This window comes from Rhodanobacter sp. Root480 (genome assembly GCF_001426645.1).
GTDB lineage: Bacteria > Pseudomonadota > Gammaproteobacteria > Xanthomonadales > Rhodanobacteraceae > Rhodanobacter > Rhodanobacter ginsenosidimutans.
Genome location: NZ_LMEX01000001.1, coordinates 1,282,938 through 1,299,244, shown reverse-complemented (window position 1 = coordinate 1,299,244; position 16,307 = coordinate 1,282,938). Strand labels below are relative to the sequence as shown.

15 protein-coding genes are annotated in these 16,307 nt (G+C 66.3%); all 15 read left to right on the top strand.

Annotation, left to right across the window (positions count from 1 at the left end):
• Positions 1–1,350: an aminodeoxychorismate synthase component I gene (locus tag ASD22_RS06110; protein ID WP_056080259.1), complete on the top strand. Its 1,350-nt coding sequence runs from the start codon at positions 1–3 to the stop codon at positions 1,348–1,350.
• Positions 1,350–2,177, top strand: coding sequence for an aminodeoxychorismate lyase (pabC, locus tag ASD22_RS06105; RefSeq protein ID WP_056080257.1), 828 nt, complete (start codon positions 1,350–1,352; stop codon positions 2,175–2,177). Before ASD22_RS06110 ends, pabC begins: the two co-directional genes overlap by 1 nt.
• Positions 2,174–3,211, top strand: coding sequence for an endolytic transglycosylase MltG (gene mltG, locus ASD22_RS06100; RefSeq protein WP_056080254.1), 1,038 nt, complete (start codon positions 2,174–2,176; stop codon positions 3,209–3,211). Before pabC ends, mltG begins: the two co-directional genes overlap by 4 nt.
• Complete coding sequence (gene tmk / locus ASD22_RS06095) at positions 3,208–3,858, top strand: dTMP kinase (protein WP_056080250.1); 651 nt, start codon at positions 3,208–3,210, stop codon at positions 3,856–3,858. Before mltG ends, tmk begins: the two co-directional genes overlap by 4 nt.
• The gene (gene holB / locus ASD22_RS06090) at positions 3,855–4,796 is read left to right on the top strand and encodes a DNA polymerase III subunit delta' (RefSeq protein WP_056080247.1); all 942 of its coding nucleotides are present in this window, start codon (positions 3,855–3,857) and stop codon (positions 4,794–4,796) included. The genes tmk and holB overlap by 4 nt, the downstream gene beginning before the upstream one ends.
• Positions 4,797–4,798: 2 nt before the next feature.
• Positions 4,799–5,740 (top strand): PIG-L family deacetylase, encoded by a 942-nt coding sequence (locus ASD22_RS06085; RefSeq protein ID WP_056080244.1) that lies wholly within the window; start codon positions 4,799–4,801, stop codon positions 5,738–5,740.
• 176 nt (positions 5,741–5,916) lie between these two features.
• A complete protein-coding gene (locus tag ASD22_RS06080; RefSeq protein ID WP_235577543.1) occupies positions 5,917–8,304 on the top strand; it encodes an EAL domain-containing protein in 2,388 nt (795 codons plus the stop codon).
• 84 nt (positions 8,305–8,388) lie between these two features.
• A complete protein-coding gene (locus ASD22_RS06075; protein WP_007081797.1) occupies positions 8,389–8,742 on the top strand; it encodes a PilZ domain-containing protein in 354 nt (117 codons plus the stop codon).
• A 296-nt stretch (positions 8,743–9,038) separates the two neighbouring features.
• On the top strand, positions 9,039–9,395 hold the full coding sequence (locus ASD22_RS06070; RefSeq protein ID WP_007081798.1) for an NADH-quinone oxidoreductase subunit A: 357 nt from the start codon (positions 9,039–9,041) through the stop codon (positions 9,393–9,395).
• Positions 9,386–9,943 carry an NADH-quinone oxidoreductase subunit B gene (locus ASD22_RS06065; protein WP_056080241.1) on the top strand — a complete coding sequence of 186 codons (558 nt, stop codon included), beginning with the start codon at positions 9,386–9,388 and terminating at the stop codon, positions 9,941–9,943. Before ASD22_RS06070 ends, ASD22_RS06065 begins: the two co-directional genes overlap by 10 nt.
• Positions 9,944–9,951: 8 nt before the next feature.
• Entirely contained in the window at positions 9,952–10,680 is a 729-nt protein-coding gene (locus ASD22_RS06060; RefSeq protein ID WP_056080238.1) for an NADH-quinone oxidoreductase subunit C, read from the top strand.
• 2 nt (positions 10,681–10,682) lie between these two features.
• Positions 10,683–11,936 (top strand): NADH-quinone oxidoreductase subunit D, encoded by a 1,254-nt coding sequence (locus ASD22_RS06055; RefSeq protein WP_056080235.1) that lies wholly within the window; start codon positions 10,683–10,685, stop codon positions 11,934–11,936.
• A gap of 169 nt (positions 11,937–12,105) precedes the next feature.
• The gene (nuoE, locus tag ASD22_RS06050; RefSeq protein ID WP_056080229.1) at positions 12,106–12,672 is read left to right on the top strand and encodes an NADH-quinone oxidoreductase subunit NuoE; all 567 of its coding nucleotides are present in this window, start codon (positions 12,106–12,108) and stop codon (positions 12,670–12,672) included.
• Positions 12,672–13,982: an NADH-quinone oxidoreductase subunit NuoF gene (gene nuoF / locus ASD22_RS06045; protein ID WP_056080223.1), complete on the top strand. Its 1,311-nt coding sequence runs from the start codon at positions 12,672–12,674 to the stop codon at positions 13,980–13,982. The genes nuoE and nuoF overlap by 1 nt, the downstream gene beginning before the upstream one ends.
• Positions 13,979–16,306 carry an NADH-quinone oxidoreductase subunit NuoG gene (gene nuoG, locus ASD22_RS06040; protein WP_056080219.1) on the top strand — a complete coding sequence of 776 codons (2,328 nt, stop codon included), beginning with the start codon at positions 13,979–13,981 and terminating at the stop codon, positions 16,304–16,306. Before nuoF ends, nuoG begins: the two co-directional genes overlap by 4 nt.
• The last annotated feature ends 1 nt before the right edge of the window (position 16,307 follow it).

Below are 16,307 nucleotides of genomic sequence, written 5' to 3'. Positions count from 1 at the left end.
GTGACCTGCCTCCGCCGCCTGTTGCCCGGCGGGCGCGATCTGCTCGCGCCCGCCGCGGTCTTTCCGCAGCGTTATCCCTGCCTGCTTGAAAGCGTGCTGCATGGCACGCGGCAGGCACGCTACGACATCCTGTTCGCGTTTCCCCGCGAGTCCCTGACCCTGCACGCCGACGGTTCGCTGCGCGACGAAGCAGGGCGCGCGCTGGACGGCCATTTCCTCGACGCGCTGGATGCCGCCTGGAAAAGCGAACAGTTGCCGCGCAGCCCGTCGGACGACTTGCCGTTCCACGGTGGCTGGGTATTGATGCTGGCCTACGAGCTGGCCGCGCAAATCGAGCCCACGTTGTCGTTGCAGCGATCGTCGTTGTTGCCGCAGGCACTGGCCGTGCGTTGCCCGGCCGCGATCATCGTCGACCACCAGCTCGGCTGCACCACGCTGGTGGCGGAAGCCGGCGGCGAGGCGCTGCTCGATGCGATGCAGGCCGATCTCGACACACCGCTGGCGATCGATGCCGCACCGCTACCGGCCTCGTGCGAAGAAGACGACCCACAACGCTTTCTCACCGGCGTGGCGCGGATCCACGAACACCTGCGTGACGGCGACATTTTCCAGGTGAACCTGTCGCGCGAGTGGCGCGCCCGCTACGCGAAGCCGCCCGCGCCCGCGTCGCTGTATGCCGCCTTGCGCCAGGCCAACCCGGCACCTTTCGCCGGCCTGCTGCAGCAGCCGGGATGGTCGCTGGTCAGTTCGTCGCCCGAGCGGCTGGTGGAAGTGCGCGACGGCCAGGCGCAGACGCGGCCCATCGCCGGCACGCGGCCACGCACCGACGGTGATGACGACGCTGCCCGCATCCGCGAATTGAGCGGTCACCCGAAGGAACGCGCCGAGCACGTCATGCTGATCGACCTGGAGCGCAACGACCTGGGTCGCGTTTGCATACCAGGCACGGTCGAGGTGGACGAGTTGATGGCGGTGGAGAGCTACGCCCATGTCCACCACATCGTGTCCAACGTGCGTGGCCGGCTGCGCGCCGGCGTGACACCGGGCGAGGTGATTGCAGCAACTTTTCCGGGCGGTACCATCACGGGTTGCCCCAAGGTGCGTTGCATGGAAATCATCGCCGCCCTGGAAGACGCACCACGCGGCGCCTATACCGGCGCGCTGGGTTACCTCGATCGACATGGCGACCTCGATTTGAACATCCTGATTCGCACGCTGACCTTGAGCGGCACACAGGCGAGCCTGCGCGCCGGCGCCGGCATCGTGGTCGACTCGGTGGCCGCGCTGGAACTGGAGGAAACGCGCGCCAAGGCGCGCGGCCTGTTGCGCGCGCTGGGCGTGGCCGGCTGATGGCGGGCCGCATGCTGGTCAACGGCGTTGCGTCCGAGGTGGTGTCCGCCACCGATCGTGGCTTTTCGTATGGCGACGGCCTGTTCGAAAGCATCCGCTTCGTGGGCGAGACGGCGCCCTTGTGGGGTCGGCACATGCAACGGCTGGCCGACAGTTGTTGCCGCCTGCAACTGCCGCTGCCCGATACCGCACAGCTTCTGCGCGAGGCACGGCAGGCGAGTGAAGCCATGGCGCACGCGGTGGTGCGTATCGCCTGGACCCGCGGCGTCGGCGAACGCGGCTATTCGCCGCCAATGGCAGCCACACCCACGCGAGTGGTGGCGGCCTTCCCGCCGCCACCGACGGATGGCGACGTGTATGCACGCGGCGTGCGCACGCGGCTGTGCACGCTGCGGCTGGCCGAACAACCGCAACTGGCAGGCATGAAACACCTCAACCGTCTGGAACAAGTGCTTGCACGCGCGGAATGGAACGATCCGGCGATCGCCGAGGGCCTGTTGTGCGATGGTGACGGCCGGCTGATTTCGGCGACCATGGCCAACCTGTTTGCCGTGATCGATGGCGAACTGGTGACGCCATCGTTGAAGCGCTGCGGCGTGGCCGGCGTGGCGCGCGCGGAGATCCTGGCCCACGCCGAAAGCGTTACGGAACGCGACATCCGGTTACCTGACCTGCAGCGCGCCAGCGAGGTTTTCCTCAGCTCCAGCGTGCGCGGCGTCGTGCCGGTACAGTCACTGGATGCATGGGGCTGGGCGCCGGGCCCGGTCACGCGGCAATGGCAACGTCACTGGCGGCAGTTGGGTTTCCCGATGGAGTACGCGGCATGAATCAGCATCGAACACGCGGTCGCGCGCTGGGACGCGGCCTGATGTGGCTCGCGATGCTGGCGCTGGTCGCGGCCGCCGCCTGGGGCTGGCACGATTTCAACCGTTTCGCCCGCACACCACTGCAGGTGGCGGCCACTGGCGACCATATCGACATCGCCCGCGGCAGCAGCTTCAAGACGATCGTGGCCGACCTGCGCCAGCACGGCGTCACCCGTGCCCATCCGTTGTACTGGCGGATGCTGGCCGAACAGATGCGGGTAGCGGGCAAGCTGCATGCCGGCGAGTACGCGCTGACCCCGGGCATCACCCCGCGCGCGCTGCTGACCAACATGGCCGCCGGCCGCGTATTGCAGCGCAATCTCACTATCGTCGATGGCTGGACGTTCCAGGAACTGCGCCAGGCACTGGCGCGCGCCGAGAAGCTGAAACACGACAGCAGCGGCCTCGACGACGCGGCCGTCATGCAGCGCATCGGTGCGGCGGGCGAGAATCCGGAAGGCCGTTTCCTGCCCGAGACCTACGCTTACGTCAAAGGTGACAGCGACCTGGACATCCTGCGCCGCGCGCACGAGGCGATGGTCAAGACCCTGGCCAGCCTGTGGGCCGGGCGTGCTCCCGACCTGCCGCTGGCCACGCCCTACGACGCGCTGATTCTTGCCTCGATCGTGGAAAAGGAAACCGGCAAGCCCGACGAGCGGGCGCAGATCGCCGGGGTGTTCGTGCGCCGCCTGCGCCATCACATGCTGCTGCAAACCGACCCCACCGTGATCTACGGCATGGGCGCGCGCTACGCCGGCAATATCCGCCGCAGCGACCTCACCACCGATACGCCCTACAACACCTACACCCGCCCCGGATTGCCGCCGACGCCGATCGCGCTGCCGGGCAAGGCGGCCCTGCAGGCGACACTCCACCCGGCGGCCGGCGATGCGCTTTATTTCGTGGCGCGCGGCGATGGTGGCCACGTGTTTTCCAGCACGCTGGCGGAACACAATCGCAACGTCGATTGCTATCAACGGAAACGCTGCCCATGAACGCGCCATCATCGACAGCACGCGGCCGCTTCATCAGCCTCGAAGGCGGCGAGGGTGCCGGTAAAAGCACCTTGTTGGCGGGGCTGCGCGACTGGATCGGGCAGCAGGGCGTCAGTCTGGTGCAGACGCGCGAACCCGGCGGCACCGAACTGGGCGAGGCGGTGCGCGCCATCGTGCTTGATCCGCGGCACCACGGCCTGGCCGCCGAAACCGAATTGCTGCTGATGTTCGCCTCGCGCGCGCAGTTGGTGCGCGAGCGGATCGAACCGGCGCTGGCCGCCGGCCAGTGGGTGCTGTGCGACCGTTTCGCCGACGCCAGCTACGCCTACCAGGGCGGCGGCCGCGGCCAGCCCATGCAACGTATCGCCGCGCTGGAGCAGTGGGCTTGCGCCGGCGTGACGCCGGACATGACCTTGCTGCTGGATCTTCCCGTGGCCACCGGTCGTGCCCGTGCCACGGGGCGCAGTGCGCCCGACCGCATCGAGGTCGAGGCGGATGGCTTCTTCGAACGGGTACGCGCCGCTTACCGCGAGCGCGCCGCGGCCGAGCCTTCGCGGTTCAGGGTCATCGACGCGACCCAATCGCCAGCGAAGGTACTCGCCGATGCCATCGATGCCGTGGCCGAATTGACCCGGAGCAACGCATGAGCACCCCGCCGTGGCATGCGGAGCACTGGTCGCGCCTGCAGGCGCGGCGGGCGCGTGGCGCGCTGCCTCACGCCTTGCTGCTGTGTGGCCCGACCGGATTGGGCAAGCGCGCGTTTGCGCAGCGCTTCATCCAGGGGCTGCTGTGCGAACAGCCGGACGGGAATACCGGCGTCGCATGCGGCCACTGCCGCGCCTGCCTGTTGCTGGCGGCGGGCAGCCATCCGGATCTTGTCAGCTTGACCTACGGCCTGCGCAAGGATGGCGTGCAGCGCAGCGAAATCGTGGTGGAACAGATCCGCGACCTGTCGGCACGGCTGGCGATGAGCAGCCAGTTCGGCGGCTGGCAGGTTGCCGTCATCGACCCGGCGGATGCAATGAACGCGGCGGCGGCCAACGCCTTGCTGAAAACGCTGGAGGAGCCAGCCGCGCAGACCATGCTGGTGCTGCTGGCCGACGCGCCCTGGCAATTGCCGCAGACCATTCGCAGCCGTTGCCAGCGCATCGAGTTTCACCTGCCTGCGCCCGATCAGGCACTGGCCTGGCTGCAGGCCGAAGGCGTCGCCGATGCGGCCACCGCGCTGCAGGCGGCTGGCGGCAACCCGGGGCTGGCGCGTGACTGGATGGCGCAGGGCGCGCTCGACCGCCGTCGCGAAGTACGCAAGGATCTCGCCGCGCTGGCGGCGGGGCGCGGGCAGACGGCTGACGTCGTCAAGCGCTGGCTGGACGACGAGCCCGCGCAGCGGCTGTGGTTTGCCGCGCAGGCGTCGGCCGACGAAATGAAAGCGCGGGCCGATCGACAGGCCCCGCCACTGTCCAGTGCCATGGATGCCGACATGCTGGCGCAGTGGTACGCCGCCGCCAACCGCACCCGCCAGGCTTTGCGTGGCCCGTTGCGCGATGACCTGCTGCTGCTGGAGTTGCTGGCGATGTGGCGGTGACAATGCCGTCCGCCGAACCCTCAGCAGCGGACGCCCTGACGAACTTTTCGGCGCGCACACGCCTGCTGATCGTGGCACCGCATCCCGACGACGAAACCATCGCCAACGGTTTGCTGATCCAGCAGGTGCGCGCCGCCGGTGGCGAGGTCGGCATCGTGCTGTTGACCGACGGCGACAACAATCCCTGGCCGCAACGCTGGGTGGAACGGCGCTTGTACATCGGCGCCGGGGAACGTCGGCGCTGGGGCGCGCGGCGTCGTGCCGAGCTGCTGCAGGCGATGCAGCGGCTGGGTGTTCCGGCCACGGCACTGCAGCAACTGCATTGGCCCGACCTGGGGGTGACCTCCCGCCTGCTTTCGACGCACCAGGCCGCTGTTGCCGCGTTGACCACCACCATCACCACGTTCCGCCCGGATATCGTGGTGGCTCCCGCGCTGGGGGATCGTCATCCCGATCATGGCTCGGCGCACGTGCTGGCGCGCCTGGCACTGACCCAGATGCCGTCGGCCCCTGCGTTGCTGACGTACATGGTGCATGGCCCACAGAGCGGTGCGCCCACGCTTCGTCTTGAAGGGGCGCCCGCGGAGCAGGCGGCAAAGCGGTTTGCGCTGTCGGCGCATCACAGCCAACTGGTGCTCAGCGGGGGCAGGGTGCAACGTCTTTCCGGGCGGGCGGAGCAGTTTTTTGTCGTTCCCCGGCCGGATGGCGGTTTGCCCTGGCGGCCGCCAGCGGTGCTGCACCCGTGGTTGCGACTCAGCCTGGTCGACGCCGCCGGTGCCCATACCTGGCGTTGGCACGAGGCTCCGCTTCAGCGCAGCGATGCTGGCGGGTATCAGCTGTCGTCGCGGCATGGCGAGCCGGTGGCCTCGCCCCGTTTCGCACGCCTGTCGCTGGCGGTTCCGTCGCCCTGGATATTTGATCATTGGGGCTGGTGTGAAGTGTGACGCAGCCCCGGGTCGAACGCTTTACACGCCGGGGTCACCCCGCTAGCTTGTGACGGTACAGGGTGCGCTGGGGGCCCGGATTTGCGACCGCAGCGTTCCGCTCACCGGTGTTCAGGGAGGAAGGGGCGACGGGCAAAGCAGGACTGCCGGTGCTGTCCATTCGCCGGACAACAAGCATGCGCGACGGGGACCAGCATCTGATGCCAGCAGCAACCGGTTTGCCGGTGGCGATGGCGGAGCACGGTCCGTCGTCCCGGTCGGTGGACGATGAAGCCCGGCAGCGACGCGCGCTGCGCCTGCTCAGCGACGTGGTCAAGGCCATCCATGCCCATCGCGACGAGTCGACCATGTTCGGCGACGTCTGCCGCCTGGCCGCAAGCTTTGATGATTGCCCGGTCGCGCTGATCGCCTTGCGCGAGCCGTCCGGTACGCTGCGGTTGCGCACAACGGCCGGGCTGGCATGGGATGCCGATACCACCGCCGACCTTGCCGGCTCCGGTCGCCTGGCCAGCGTCGCCAGCATGGCTATCGACAGCGGAAAGCCCGCGTGGCACACGCATGTCGCACCCGCCGAGGTGGCGGATGCGTGGGACGCAAGCCTCGCGCCGATCGGTGCGTTGCTGGCCTTGCCGCTGCACCGGGATCACGTTGTCGATGGCGTTTTCGTCATCGGCGCCCATCAGGCCGATGCGCTTGCCGGGGTGGGCATGTCGGTTTTTTCGGAGATCGCCGAGGAACTGGGCCGGGCCCTGCCATCCTCTGGCTCGCCCCCGGCGAGACTGCCGCACAGGTCTGACCTGCCCTTCAGTGCGGCGTATGTCCGGGCGGTGTTGTCCAGCCAGTACACCGGCGTGCTGGTGATGTCCGAGGACAATCGCGTGGTGCTGGCGAACGAGGCGTTCTGCGCCTTGTTCGGCATCACCGACCCACCCATCGCGCTGGAGAACATGCCGGCGGAAAGCCTGTACGAGCGCATGTGGTCCGCGTACGCCGATCCCGAGCAGGAGTGGGCCCGCGTCCGGGAGATCGTGGCCCGGGGCGAAACGGTGCGGGGCGACGAGGTGCAGGTCAAGGGCGGGCGCATCTTTCTGCGCGACTTCACCCCGATCACCACTCACGGCCGGCCAAACGGGCGGATCTGGCATCAGCACGAAATCACCGAGCGGAAGATGTACGAGGCGCGGGTCGAGCGACTGGCCTTCCATGACGTGGTGACCGGGCTGCCCAACCGGCGCCTGCTGTTCGAACGGCTGGAGCAGGGGCGCGTGCTGGCAACCACGCAGTGTTCGCTGATCGCGGTGGGCGTGCTCGACCTGGATCGCTTCAAGAGCGTCAACGACAGCGTCGGGCATGCCGGCGGCGACCACGTGCTGGCGGAGGCCTCGTCGCGCGTCGCCGCGCTGCTGCGCGAGGCGGACGTGCTGGCCCGGTTCGGTGGCGATGAATTCGGGCTTGTCATATCGGGCCTGGACAGCAAGGAGCAGCTGGACGCGATCAGTCGTTGCATCCTGCAGGCGCTGCGCGCGCCTTTCGATCTGCTGGGGGAGCAGCTCTATCTTTCGGCCAGCATCGGATGGACGCTCTATCCGCTGGATACCTCGGACGCCGAGGGCCTGCTGCGCCACGCGGACATGGCCATGTACGCGGCCAAGGAAGAGGGCAAGGACCGCGGCCTGTTGTACGAGCCGGCGATGGAAGAGGAGCAGGTGCGCCTGCAGGCGATGCGCGAACGGATGGCGCAGGCGCTGCTGCAGTCGCGCCTGCAGTTGCTGTTCCAGCCGATCGTGTACATCGACGGGCTTCCCGGCCTGCACGGCGTGGCCGGGATGGAGGCGCTGTTGCGCTTGCGCGATGGTGAAGACGGGCTGATCGAGCCTGTGCATTTCATGCACGTGCTGGATGACCCGCAACTGGCCCGGCCCATCGGCCGCTATGTGCTGGACGAGGCGCTGAAGCAATGCCAGGCGTGGATGCGCCTGGGCGTCTCGATTCCCGTCTCCATCAACATCAGCACGCGGCACTTGTTGCATCCGGCGTTTTTCGCCGACATCGACACGGCGCTGGACAGCTATCCGGGCGTGATGGATGTCGGCTTCGGCATCGAGGTGACCGAGACCGGCCCGACGATGGACCATGCCCGGGCCAAGGTGGTCATCGAGGAGTGCCGTCGCCGCGGCATCCGCGTCGGTCTGGATGATTTCGGCACCGGCACTGCATCGCTCAGCCACATCCAGAAACTGGATATCGAGCACATCAAGCTTGACCAGAGTTTCGTGCGCGACATCCTGAGTGACGAACGCAACGTGGCGATCGCCGCCGGCGTCATCACCACCGCCCGCATGCTGGCCAAGACAGTGATCGCGGAGGGGGTGGAAACCCCGGAGCAGGGTGACCTGCTCGCCATGCTGGGTTGTCACCAGTTGCAGGGTTTCTCCATTTCGCGCCCGATGCCCACCGAGGCGGTGCCTGGCTGGGTGGCGGACTGGAAGCCCCCTGCGTCCTGGGAGCGACTGGTCGGCGAGCGGCGGAACCAGCAGGCCGTGCAGCCCCCTGCGGTGCGCTGATCGCGCGCGGTGGTGCGATCGCCCGGCAGCATCTACCATCATGGCCATTGAGCGGGCGGTGCAGCCGCCATCCAGGAGTCGAACATGAAACCCGTGGCCGCCCGGCAGGGCATCATCTCGTTGAAGATCAAGGACGCCGTATCGCTGTACAACGCGTACATGCCCTTTCTGAAACATGGCGGATTGTTCGCCCCCAGCGAACACGTCTATGCGCTGGGCGACGAAGTGGTGCTGCTGGTTACCCTGGCCGAGGAAACCGAGCGCCTGTCGGTGGTGGGCAAGGTGGTATGGATCAGCCCGGCCGGTGCGCAGGGCAATCGTGCGGCGGGCATCGGTATCCACTTCAACGAATCCAGCGACGCGGAAGCCGCGCGCAGCCGCATCGAGAACATCCTGGCCGGCACACTCAATTCCGAGCGCCCGACCAACACGATGTGAAAAGGCGGCAATCCCGCGGACGTTGCGCGCTTTTCGTCGCATGTCTTCCGTCGTTCCAACGTTCGAGGCCGTTGCGGCTTCGTCAAGGCTTGTCGTTCTCCCCATGCGCGCTGATACAATGGCGAGATTCGCGAACTCGCTTCGCGGAACGTCGAGCGCCAGCGGATTCATCCGCCGACGTGGCTGGTAAGCCCAGAGCCCACGTGGCCTGTCGAATCGAAGTCGCCGGACCGTAAGTTGCTGGGTTGAACCCCGCGGTCACTGATGCGCCCGAGGGCGCGGAGGTACGTTGCACCGTGCTTGCCGAATATTGGCCTGTCCTGTTGTTCATCGGCGTTGCCACCGGCCTCGGGCTGGTGCTGCTGGCGGTTGGCCTGCTGGCCGGCCCGCGTCGTCCCGAAGCCGAGAAACTGGCGCCGTACGAATGCGGTTTCGAGGCGTTCGAGGACGCCCGCATGCGTTTCGACGTGCGCTACTACCTGCTCGCCATCCTGTTCATCATCTTCGATCTGGAAATCGCCTTCCTGTTTCCGTGGGCGGTGGTGTTCAAGCAGATCGGGCTGATCGCGCTGATCGAGATGGGCCTGTTCCTGCTGCTGCTGGTGATCGGCTTTGCCTACGTGTGGAAGAAGGGAGCACTGGAATGGGAATGATGGAATCCGTCAGCGGGGTGATGCACAACCCGCAGCCGCTGAACCTGGTGGACGACATCCTGCGCCCGGCCGGTGACAACCCGGTGGTGCAGCGCGGTTTTGCCACCACCAGCGTGGACGCCTTGATGAACTGGGCGCGCACCGGCTCGATGTGGCCGATGACGTTCGGCCTGGCCTGTTGCGCGGTGGAAATGATGCACGCCGGCGCGGCGCGTCTGGACTTGGACCGTTACGGCGTGATCTTCCGCCCCAGCCCGCGCCAGTCCGACGTGATGATCGTGGCCGGCACCCTGGTCAACAAGATGGCCCCGGCGCTGCGCAAGGTCTACGACCAGATGCCCGATCCGAAATGGGTGATCTCGATGGGTAGCTGCGCCAACGGCGGCGGCTACTACCACTACTCCTACTCGGTGGTGCGCGGTTGCGACCGCATCGTGCCGGTGGACATCTACGTGCCCGGCTGCCCGCCCACGGCGGAGGCGCTGATCCACGGCATCCTGCAACTGCAGAAGAAAATCCGCCGCACCAGCACCATCGCGCGTTCGTAGGCCCCGATATGACCGACACATCCGCGACCCCGCTGTCCGACCAACTCGCCGCCCGCTTCGGCGACACGCTCACCCTCAGCACCGTCCGCAACGAAACCACCGCCGACCTGGCCGCCGCCGACCTGATCGCCGTGGCCACCGCGCTGCGTGACGAGCCCGCGTTCCGCTTCAGCGAATTGATCGACCTGTGCGGTATCGATTACCTCGGTTATGGCCAGACCGAGTGGAACACCGAATCGGTTTCCGGCACCGGCTTCTCGCGCGGCGTGGAAGGCCAGGCGATGGGCCGCTTCACCTGGGCCGGGCGCCCGCGCGACAACGATCATCCGCGTCGCTTCGCCTCGGTGATCCAGTTGCTCTCGATCGAACACAACCGGCGCCTGCGCCTGCGCGTGTTCTGCGACGACGACACCATGCCGCTGCTGCCCTCGCTGACTTTGGTCTGGCCGTCGGTGAACTGGTTCGAGCGCGAGGCGTTCGATCTGTACGGCATCATTTTCGATGGCCACCAGGACCTGCGCCGCATCCTCACCGACTACGGTTTCGTGGGCCATCCGTTCCGCAAGGATTTTCCGCTGATCGGCAACGTGGAAGTGCGCTACGACCCCGAACAGAAGCGGGTCATCTACGAGCCGGTATCGATCGAGCCGCGCGTGCTGGTACCGCGCACCATCCGTGACGACGCCGACCTGATGCAGGCCCGGGCCGAAGCCGGCGATCAGTGGCGGGAGAATTGAGCATGCAGGAAATCCGCAACTACACGATGAACTTCGGCCCGCAGCATCCGGCCGCCCACGGCGTGCTGCGTCTGGTGATGGAGATGGACGGCGAGACCATCGTGCGCGCCGATCCGCACATCGGCCTGCTGCATCGTGGCACCGAGAAACTGGCCGAGTCCAAGCCGTTCAACCAGTCCATCGGTTACATGGATCGTCTCGACTACGTGTCGATGATGTGCAACGAGCACGCCTACGTGCGCGCCATCGAAACCCTGCTGGGCGTCGAGGCGCCGGTGCGCGCGCAGTACATCCGCACCATGTTCGACGAGATCACCCGCATCCTGAACCACCTGATGTGGATCGGCTCGAACGGGCTCGACCTGGGCGCCATGGCGGTGTTCCTGTACGCGTTCCGCGAACGCGAGGAGCTGATGGACGTCTATGAGGCCGTGTCGGGCGCGCGCATGCACGCCACGTACTACCGCCCCGGCGGCGTCTACCGTGACCTGCCGGCGCAGATGTCGCAGTACCGCGAGTCGCCGTGGCACAAGGGCAACGACCTCAAGCGCATCAACAGCTGGCGCGAAGGTTCGATGTTGGATTACCTCGAGGCCTTCACGGCGGATTTCCCGACCAAGGTCGACGAGTACGAGGAACTGCTCACCACCAACCGCATCTGGAAGCAGCGCACCGTCGGCATCGGCGTGATCAGCCCGGAGCTGGCCCAGCAATGGGGCATGACCGGCGTGATGCTGCGTGGCTCGGGTGTCGAATGGGATCTGCGCAAGAAGCAGCCGTACGCGAAGTATGCCGAGATGGATTTCGACATCCCGGTCGGCGTCAACGGCGACTGCTACGACCGCTATCTGTGCCGCGTCGAGGAGATGCGCCAGTCCAATCGCATCATCCAGCAGTGCGTGCAGTGGCTGAAGGCCAACCCCGGTCCGGTAATGGTGAAGAACTTCAAGGTCGCACCGCCGTCGCGGGTCGAGATGAAGGAGGACATGGAAGCCCTCATCCATCATTTCAAACTGTTCACCGAGGGCTATTGCGTGCCGGCCGGCGAAACCTATTGCGCGGTCGAGGCACCCAAGGGCGAGTTCGGCTGCTACCTGGTGTCCGACGGCGCCAACAAGCCGTTCCGCGTGCACCTGCGTGCACCGGGTTTTGCCCACCTCTCCTCCATGGACACCATCGTGCGCGGCCACATGCTCGCCGACGTGGTGGCCATGATCGGAACCTACGACCTCGTGTTCGGCGAAGTGGATCGATGAGCACGGGAATAGGGAATAGGGAATCGGGAATGGGTAGAGCGCATCGCTGCGGCTCCGCCTTTCGTATTTTGATGAGTCGTAAATGTTGCAATGGAGTAGGGACGGTGGTGCTGCGGGTCGGATCTTTCCGATTCCCCATTCCCCATTCCCCATTCCCGGAGTTTCACGCATGAAAGCCACCGGACATTTCGAGCAGGTCAGGCACGTCGATCCGACGGTCGTACTGACCGAGCAAACCCGTCACCACATCGACAAGTGGGTGGCCAAGTTCCCGCCTGACCGCAAGCGTTCGGCGCTGATCCAGGCGTTGTTCGGCGCGCAGGAGCAGAACCACGGCTTCCTCACCGACGAGCTGATCACGGCGGTGGCCAAGTACCTGGAAGTGCCGGCGATCTGGGCCTACGAGGTGGCCAGCTTCTACTCGATGCTGGAAACCAAACCGGTGGCGCGCAACAACGTGGCGATCTGCACCAACATCTCGTGCTGGCTGAATGGTGCCGAGGATCTGGTGCGTCATTGCGAACAGAAGCTCGGCATCAAGCTGGGCGAAAGCACCGCGGACGGACGCGTGTACCTGAAGAACGAAGAAGAATGCATCGCGGCCTGCGTTTACGCGCCGGCGGCCACGGTCAACGGTCACTACCACGAGCACCTCACCATCGAGAAGCTGGACGCCATCCTCGAGGGGTTGAGCGTCGATGGCCCGGATCACGGGCACGCAGGGGAGGCGCACTGATGGCCGTCGGAGCCGCACCGCAGGAACACCAGGTCGTCTACACCACCTTGCATTTCGACAAGCCGTGGGCAATGGCCAGCTATGAGCAGGTCGATGGCTACAAGGCCTGGCGCAAGATCCTGGCCGAAAAGCCGGATCCGGCGTCGCTGATCGAGGAGATCAAGAAAAGCAGCCTGCGCGGCCGTGGCGGCGCGGGTTTCCCGACGGGGCTGAAGTGGTCCTTCATGCCCAAGGGCGACATGCAGAAGTACATCCTGTGCAACTCGGACGAGTCCGAGCCGGGTACCGCCAAGGACCGCGACATCCTGCGCTACAACCCGCATGCGGTGATCGAAGGCCTGGCCATTGCCTGCTACTGCACCGGCACCACGGTGGCCTACAACTACCTGCGCGGCGAGTTCCACCACGAGCCGTTCGAGCACTTCGAGGCCGCGCTGGCCGAGGCGTATGCCGCCGGCCTGCTGGGCAAGAACGTGCAGGGTACCGGCCTCGACGTGGACATTTATGCCGCGCTGGGTGCCGGCGCCTACATCTGCGGCGAAGAGACCGCAATGATGGAGTCGCTGGAAGGCAAGAAGGGCATGCCGCGCTTCAAGCCACCGTTCCCGGCCAACTTCGGCCTGTATGGCAAGCCGACCACGATCAACAACACCGAGACCTACGCTTCGGTGCCGGCCATCATTCGCAACGGCGCGGACTGGTTCCTCAACCTGGGCAAGCCGAACAATGGCGGCCCGAAGATCTTCTCGGTGTCCGGCCACGTCAACCGGCCGGGCAACTATGAAATCCGCCTGGGAACGTCGTTCAAAGACCTGCTGGAAATGGCCGGTGGTGTGCGCAACGGGCACCAGCTGAAAGCCGTGATTCCGGGTGGTTCGTCGATGAAGGTGCTGCCAGCCGACATCATGCTCGAAAGCACGATGGATTATGACTGCCTGCAGAAAGCCGGCTCGGGCCTCGGCTCCGGCGCCGTCATCGTGATGGACGAGACCACCTGCATGGTCAGGGTCTGCCATCGCATCTCGCGCTTCTACAAGGCGGAGTCCTGCGGCCAGTGCACGCCGTGCCGCGAGGGCACCGGCTGGATGCATCGCGTGCTGACCCGCATCGTCGAAGGCAAGGGGACGCAAGAGGATCTGCATCGCCTGAAGGCCATCGCCGGCCAGATCGAAGGCCACACCATCTGTGCGTTCGGCGAGGCGGCCGCGTGGCCGGTGCAGGGTTTCCTGAACCGCTTCTGGAACGAATTCGAGTATTTCGTGCAGCACGGTCACTCGATAGTGGATTCTCGCGAGGAAGTGACGGCATGAGTGCGCAGCCAACCAACAACGCGCCCGATCTGGTAAGCATCGAGATTGACGGCAAGCCGGTCCAGATCCGCAAAAACGCCATGATCATCGAGGCGGCGGATACGGTCGGCATCACGATTCCGCGCTTCTGTTATCACCGCAAGCTGCCGATCGCCGCGAACTGCCGCATGTGCATGGTCGAGGTGGAAATGGGCGGTCGCCCGGTGCCCAAGGGCTTGCCGGCATGTGCCACGCCGGTCACCGACGGCATGAAGGTGCAGACGCGCTCCAAGCTGGCGCTGCAATACCAGCGCGACGTGATGGAATTCCTGTTGATCAACCATCCGCTCGATTGCCCGGTCTGCGACCAGGGCGGCGAGTGCGAACTGCAGGACGTGGCGCTGGGCTTCGGCCGCAGCGTGTCTCGCTTCACCGAGCGCAAGCGCACCGTGTCCGACGAGAACATCGGGCCGCTGGTCGCCACCGAGATGACGCGTTGCATCCATTGCACACGTTGCGTGCGTTTCACCAGCGAGATTGCCGGCACGTTTGAACTCGGCGGCATGAATCGCGGCGAGAACCTGCAGATCGGCACTTATATCGGCAAGACGGTGGAAACCGAGTTGTCCGGCAACATCATCGACCTGTGCCCGGTGGGCGCACTGACCGACAAGGTGTTCCAGTTCAAGGCGCGTGCATGGGAATTGATCGCCCGCCCGTCCATCGGCTACCACGATGCACTGGGTTCCAACCTGTGGCTGCATACGCGCCGCGGCGAAGTGCTGCGCACGGTGCCGCGCGACAACGAGGCGGTCAACGAATGCTGGCTGTCCGATCGCGATCGCTACAGCCACCAGGGCTTGACGGCCGCCGACCGCGCCATTTCACCTCAGGTGAAGCGCGACGGGCAGTGGCAGGAGACCAGCTGGGAAGACGCGCTGTCGTTTGCCGGTGAGGCGCTGAAAAAGTCGCCCGGCAGCGAGCTCGGCGTGCTGGTGCATCCGGCCACCTCGAACGAAGAGGGCGATCTGCTGATGCGCCTGGCACGCGGACTGGGCAGTGCCCACGTCGATCACCGCCTGCGTCAGCTGGATTTTGCCGACAACGCCGTGGCCACCACCTTTGGTACGCCGGTGGCCCAGGTGGATCAGCTCAAGGCCGCCTTGCTGGTCGGTTCCGACCTGCGCCTCGAATTGCCGTTGCTCAATCACCGCCTGCACCAGGCCGTGAAGAAGGGCGCGCGGGTTTATGCGGTCAACCCGGTGCATTTCGACTTCAATTACCAGTTGGCCGGTGAGGCGATCGCCGCGCCGCACGAACTGGTCGGCGCCTTGCTGGCCTTGGCCAAAGCCGCCGTGAGCGCGGGCGCTTCGGCACCCGCACCGCTGGCCGACGCGATCAACGGCGCGACCAGCGACCAGGGCGACAGCGATGCCGTGGCGGCACTGAAGTCGGGTGCGGCGGTGGTGATCCTGGGCGAAGCGGCGGTAACCCATCCGCAGGCGTCGTGGTTGCGCGCCATCGCACGCTTCATCGCCGACGCCACCGGCGCGGGCTACAACGAACTGCCGGTTGGCGCCAATGCCGTGGGCCTGGCGCGCCTTGGCGTGGTGCCGGGCAATGGCGGGCTGGATGCGCAGGCGATGCTGGCGCAGCCGCGCAAGAGCTATCTGCTGTATGGCGTGGAGCCGCCGCATGATTTCGCGGACGGCGCCGCCACGCTGAAGGCGTTGCGCGGGGCGGAGCAGGTGGTGGCGTTCAGTGCCTTTGCCAGCGACGCATTGCGCGAAGTGGCGGACGTGATCCTGCCGATCGCCTTGCTGCCCGAGATCGAGGCCACCCTGGTCAATGTCGACGGCCTGGCGCAGGGCGTGCTCGCCGGCTCCAAGGCACCGGGGCAGGCGCGACCGGGCTGGAAGGTATTGCGTGCGCTGGGCGGCTCGCTGCAGCTGGCTGGTTTCGAGTTCGACGATATCGCCGGCCTGCGCAACGGCATCACCGATCGTGCGGTGGTTGCGCGCGATGGCATGGCTTCGCGCGCCAGCGCCCCGGCGGGGCTGACCCGCGTCGCCACCTGGCCCATCTACCGCAGCGATGCCGTGTTGCGCCGCGCGACGGCACTGAACGCGCATCCGCTCAACCGGGCGCCCGCTGTCCGGATCAACGCGAATGAAGCGGCACGGCTGGGTCTTGCCGATGGCGAGCAGGTTCGCGTCGGTGATGCGTCGCTGCTGTTGCGGATCGATGTGGCGGTTCCCGATGGGGCCACCTGGATCGAGGCGGCACAGGACCTCACTGCCACGTTGCCGCCGTATGGCGCGACCATCACCTTGAGCAAGGCTTGAG

Excerpts from the sequence above, each read along its gene's own strand:
- mltG (WP_056080254.1), top strand. The coding sequence starts at position 2,174 with ATGAATCAGCATCGAACACGCGGTCGCGCGCTGGGACGCGGCCTGATG.
- nuoG (WP_056080219.1), top strand. The coding sequence starts at position 13,979 with ATGAGTGCGCAGCCAACCAACAACGCGCCCGATCTGGTAAGCATCGAG.
- ASD22_RS06075 (WP_007081797.1), top strand. The coding sequence starts at position 8,389 with ATGAAACCCGTGGCCGCCCGGCAGGGCATCATCTCGTTGAAGATCAAG.
- pabC (WP_056080257.1), top strand. The coding sequence starts at position 1,350 with ATGGCGGGCCGCATGCTGGTCAACGGCGTTGCGTCCGAGGTGGTGTCC.
- tmk (WP_056080250.1), top strand. The coding sequence starts at position 3,208 with ATGAACGCGCCATCATCGACAGCACGCGGCCGCTTCATCAGCCTCGAA.
- holB (WP_056080247.1), top strand. The coding sequence starts at position 3,855 with ATGAGCACCCCGCCGTGGCATGCGGAGCACTGGTCGCGCCTGCAGGCG.
- nuoF (WP_056080223.1), top strand. The coding sequence starts at position 12,672 with ATGGCCGTCGGAGCCGCACCGCAGGAACACCAGGTCGTCTACACCACC.
- ASD22_RS06060 (WP_056080238.1), top strand. The coding sequence starts at position 9,952 with ATGACCGACACATCCGCGACCCCGCTGTCCGACCAACTCGCCGCCCGC.
- ASD22_RS06080 (WP_235577543.1), top strand. The coding sequence starts at position 5,917 with ATGCGCGACGGGGACCAGCATCTGATGCCAGCAGCAACCGGTTTGCCG.
- ASD22_RS06085 (WP_056080244.1), top strand. The coding sequence starts at position 4,799 with ATGCCGTCCGCCGAACCCTCAGCAGCGGACGCCCTGACGAACTTTTCG.
- nuoE (WP_056080229.1), top strand. The coding sequence starts at position 12,106 with ATGAAAGCCACCGGACATTTCGAGCAGGTCAGGCACGTCGATCCGACG.
- ASD22_RS06065 (WP_056080241.1), top strand. The coding sequence starts at position 9,386 with ATGGGAATGATGGAATCCGTCAGCGGGGTGATGCACAACCCGCAGCCG.
- ASD22_RS06055 (WP_056080235.1), top strand. The coding sequence starts at position 10,683 with ATGCAGGAAATCCGCAACTACACGATGAACTTCGGCCCGCAGCATCCG.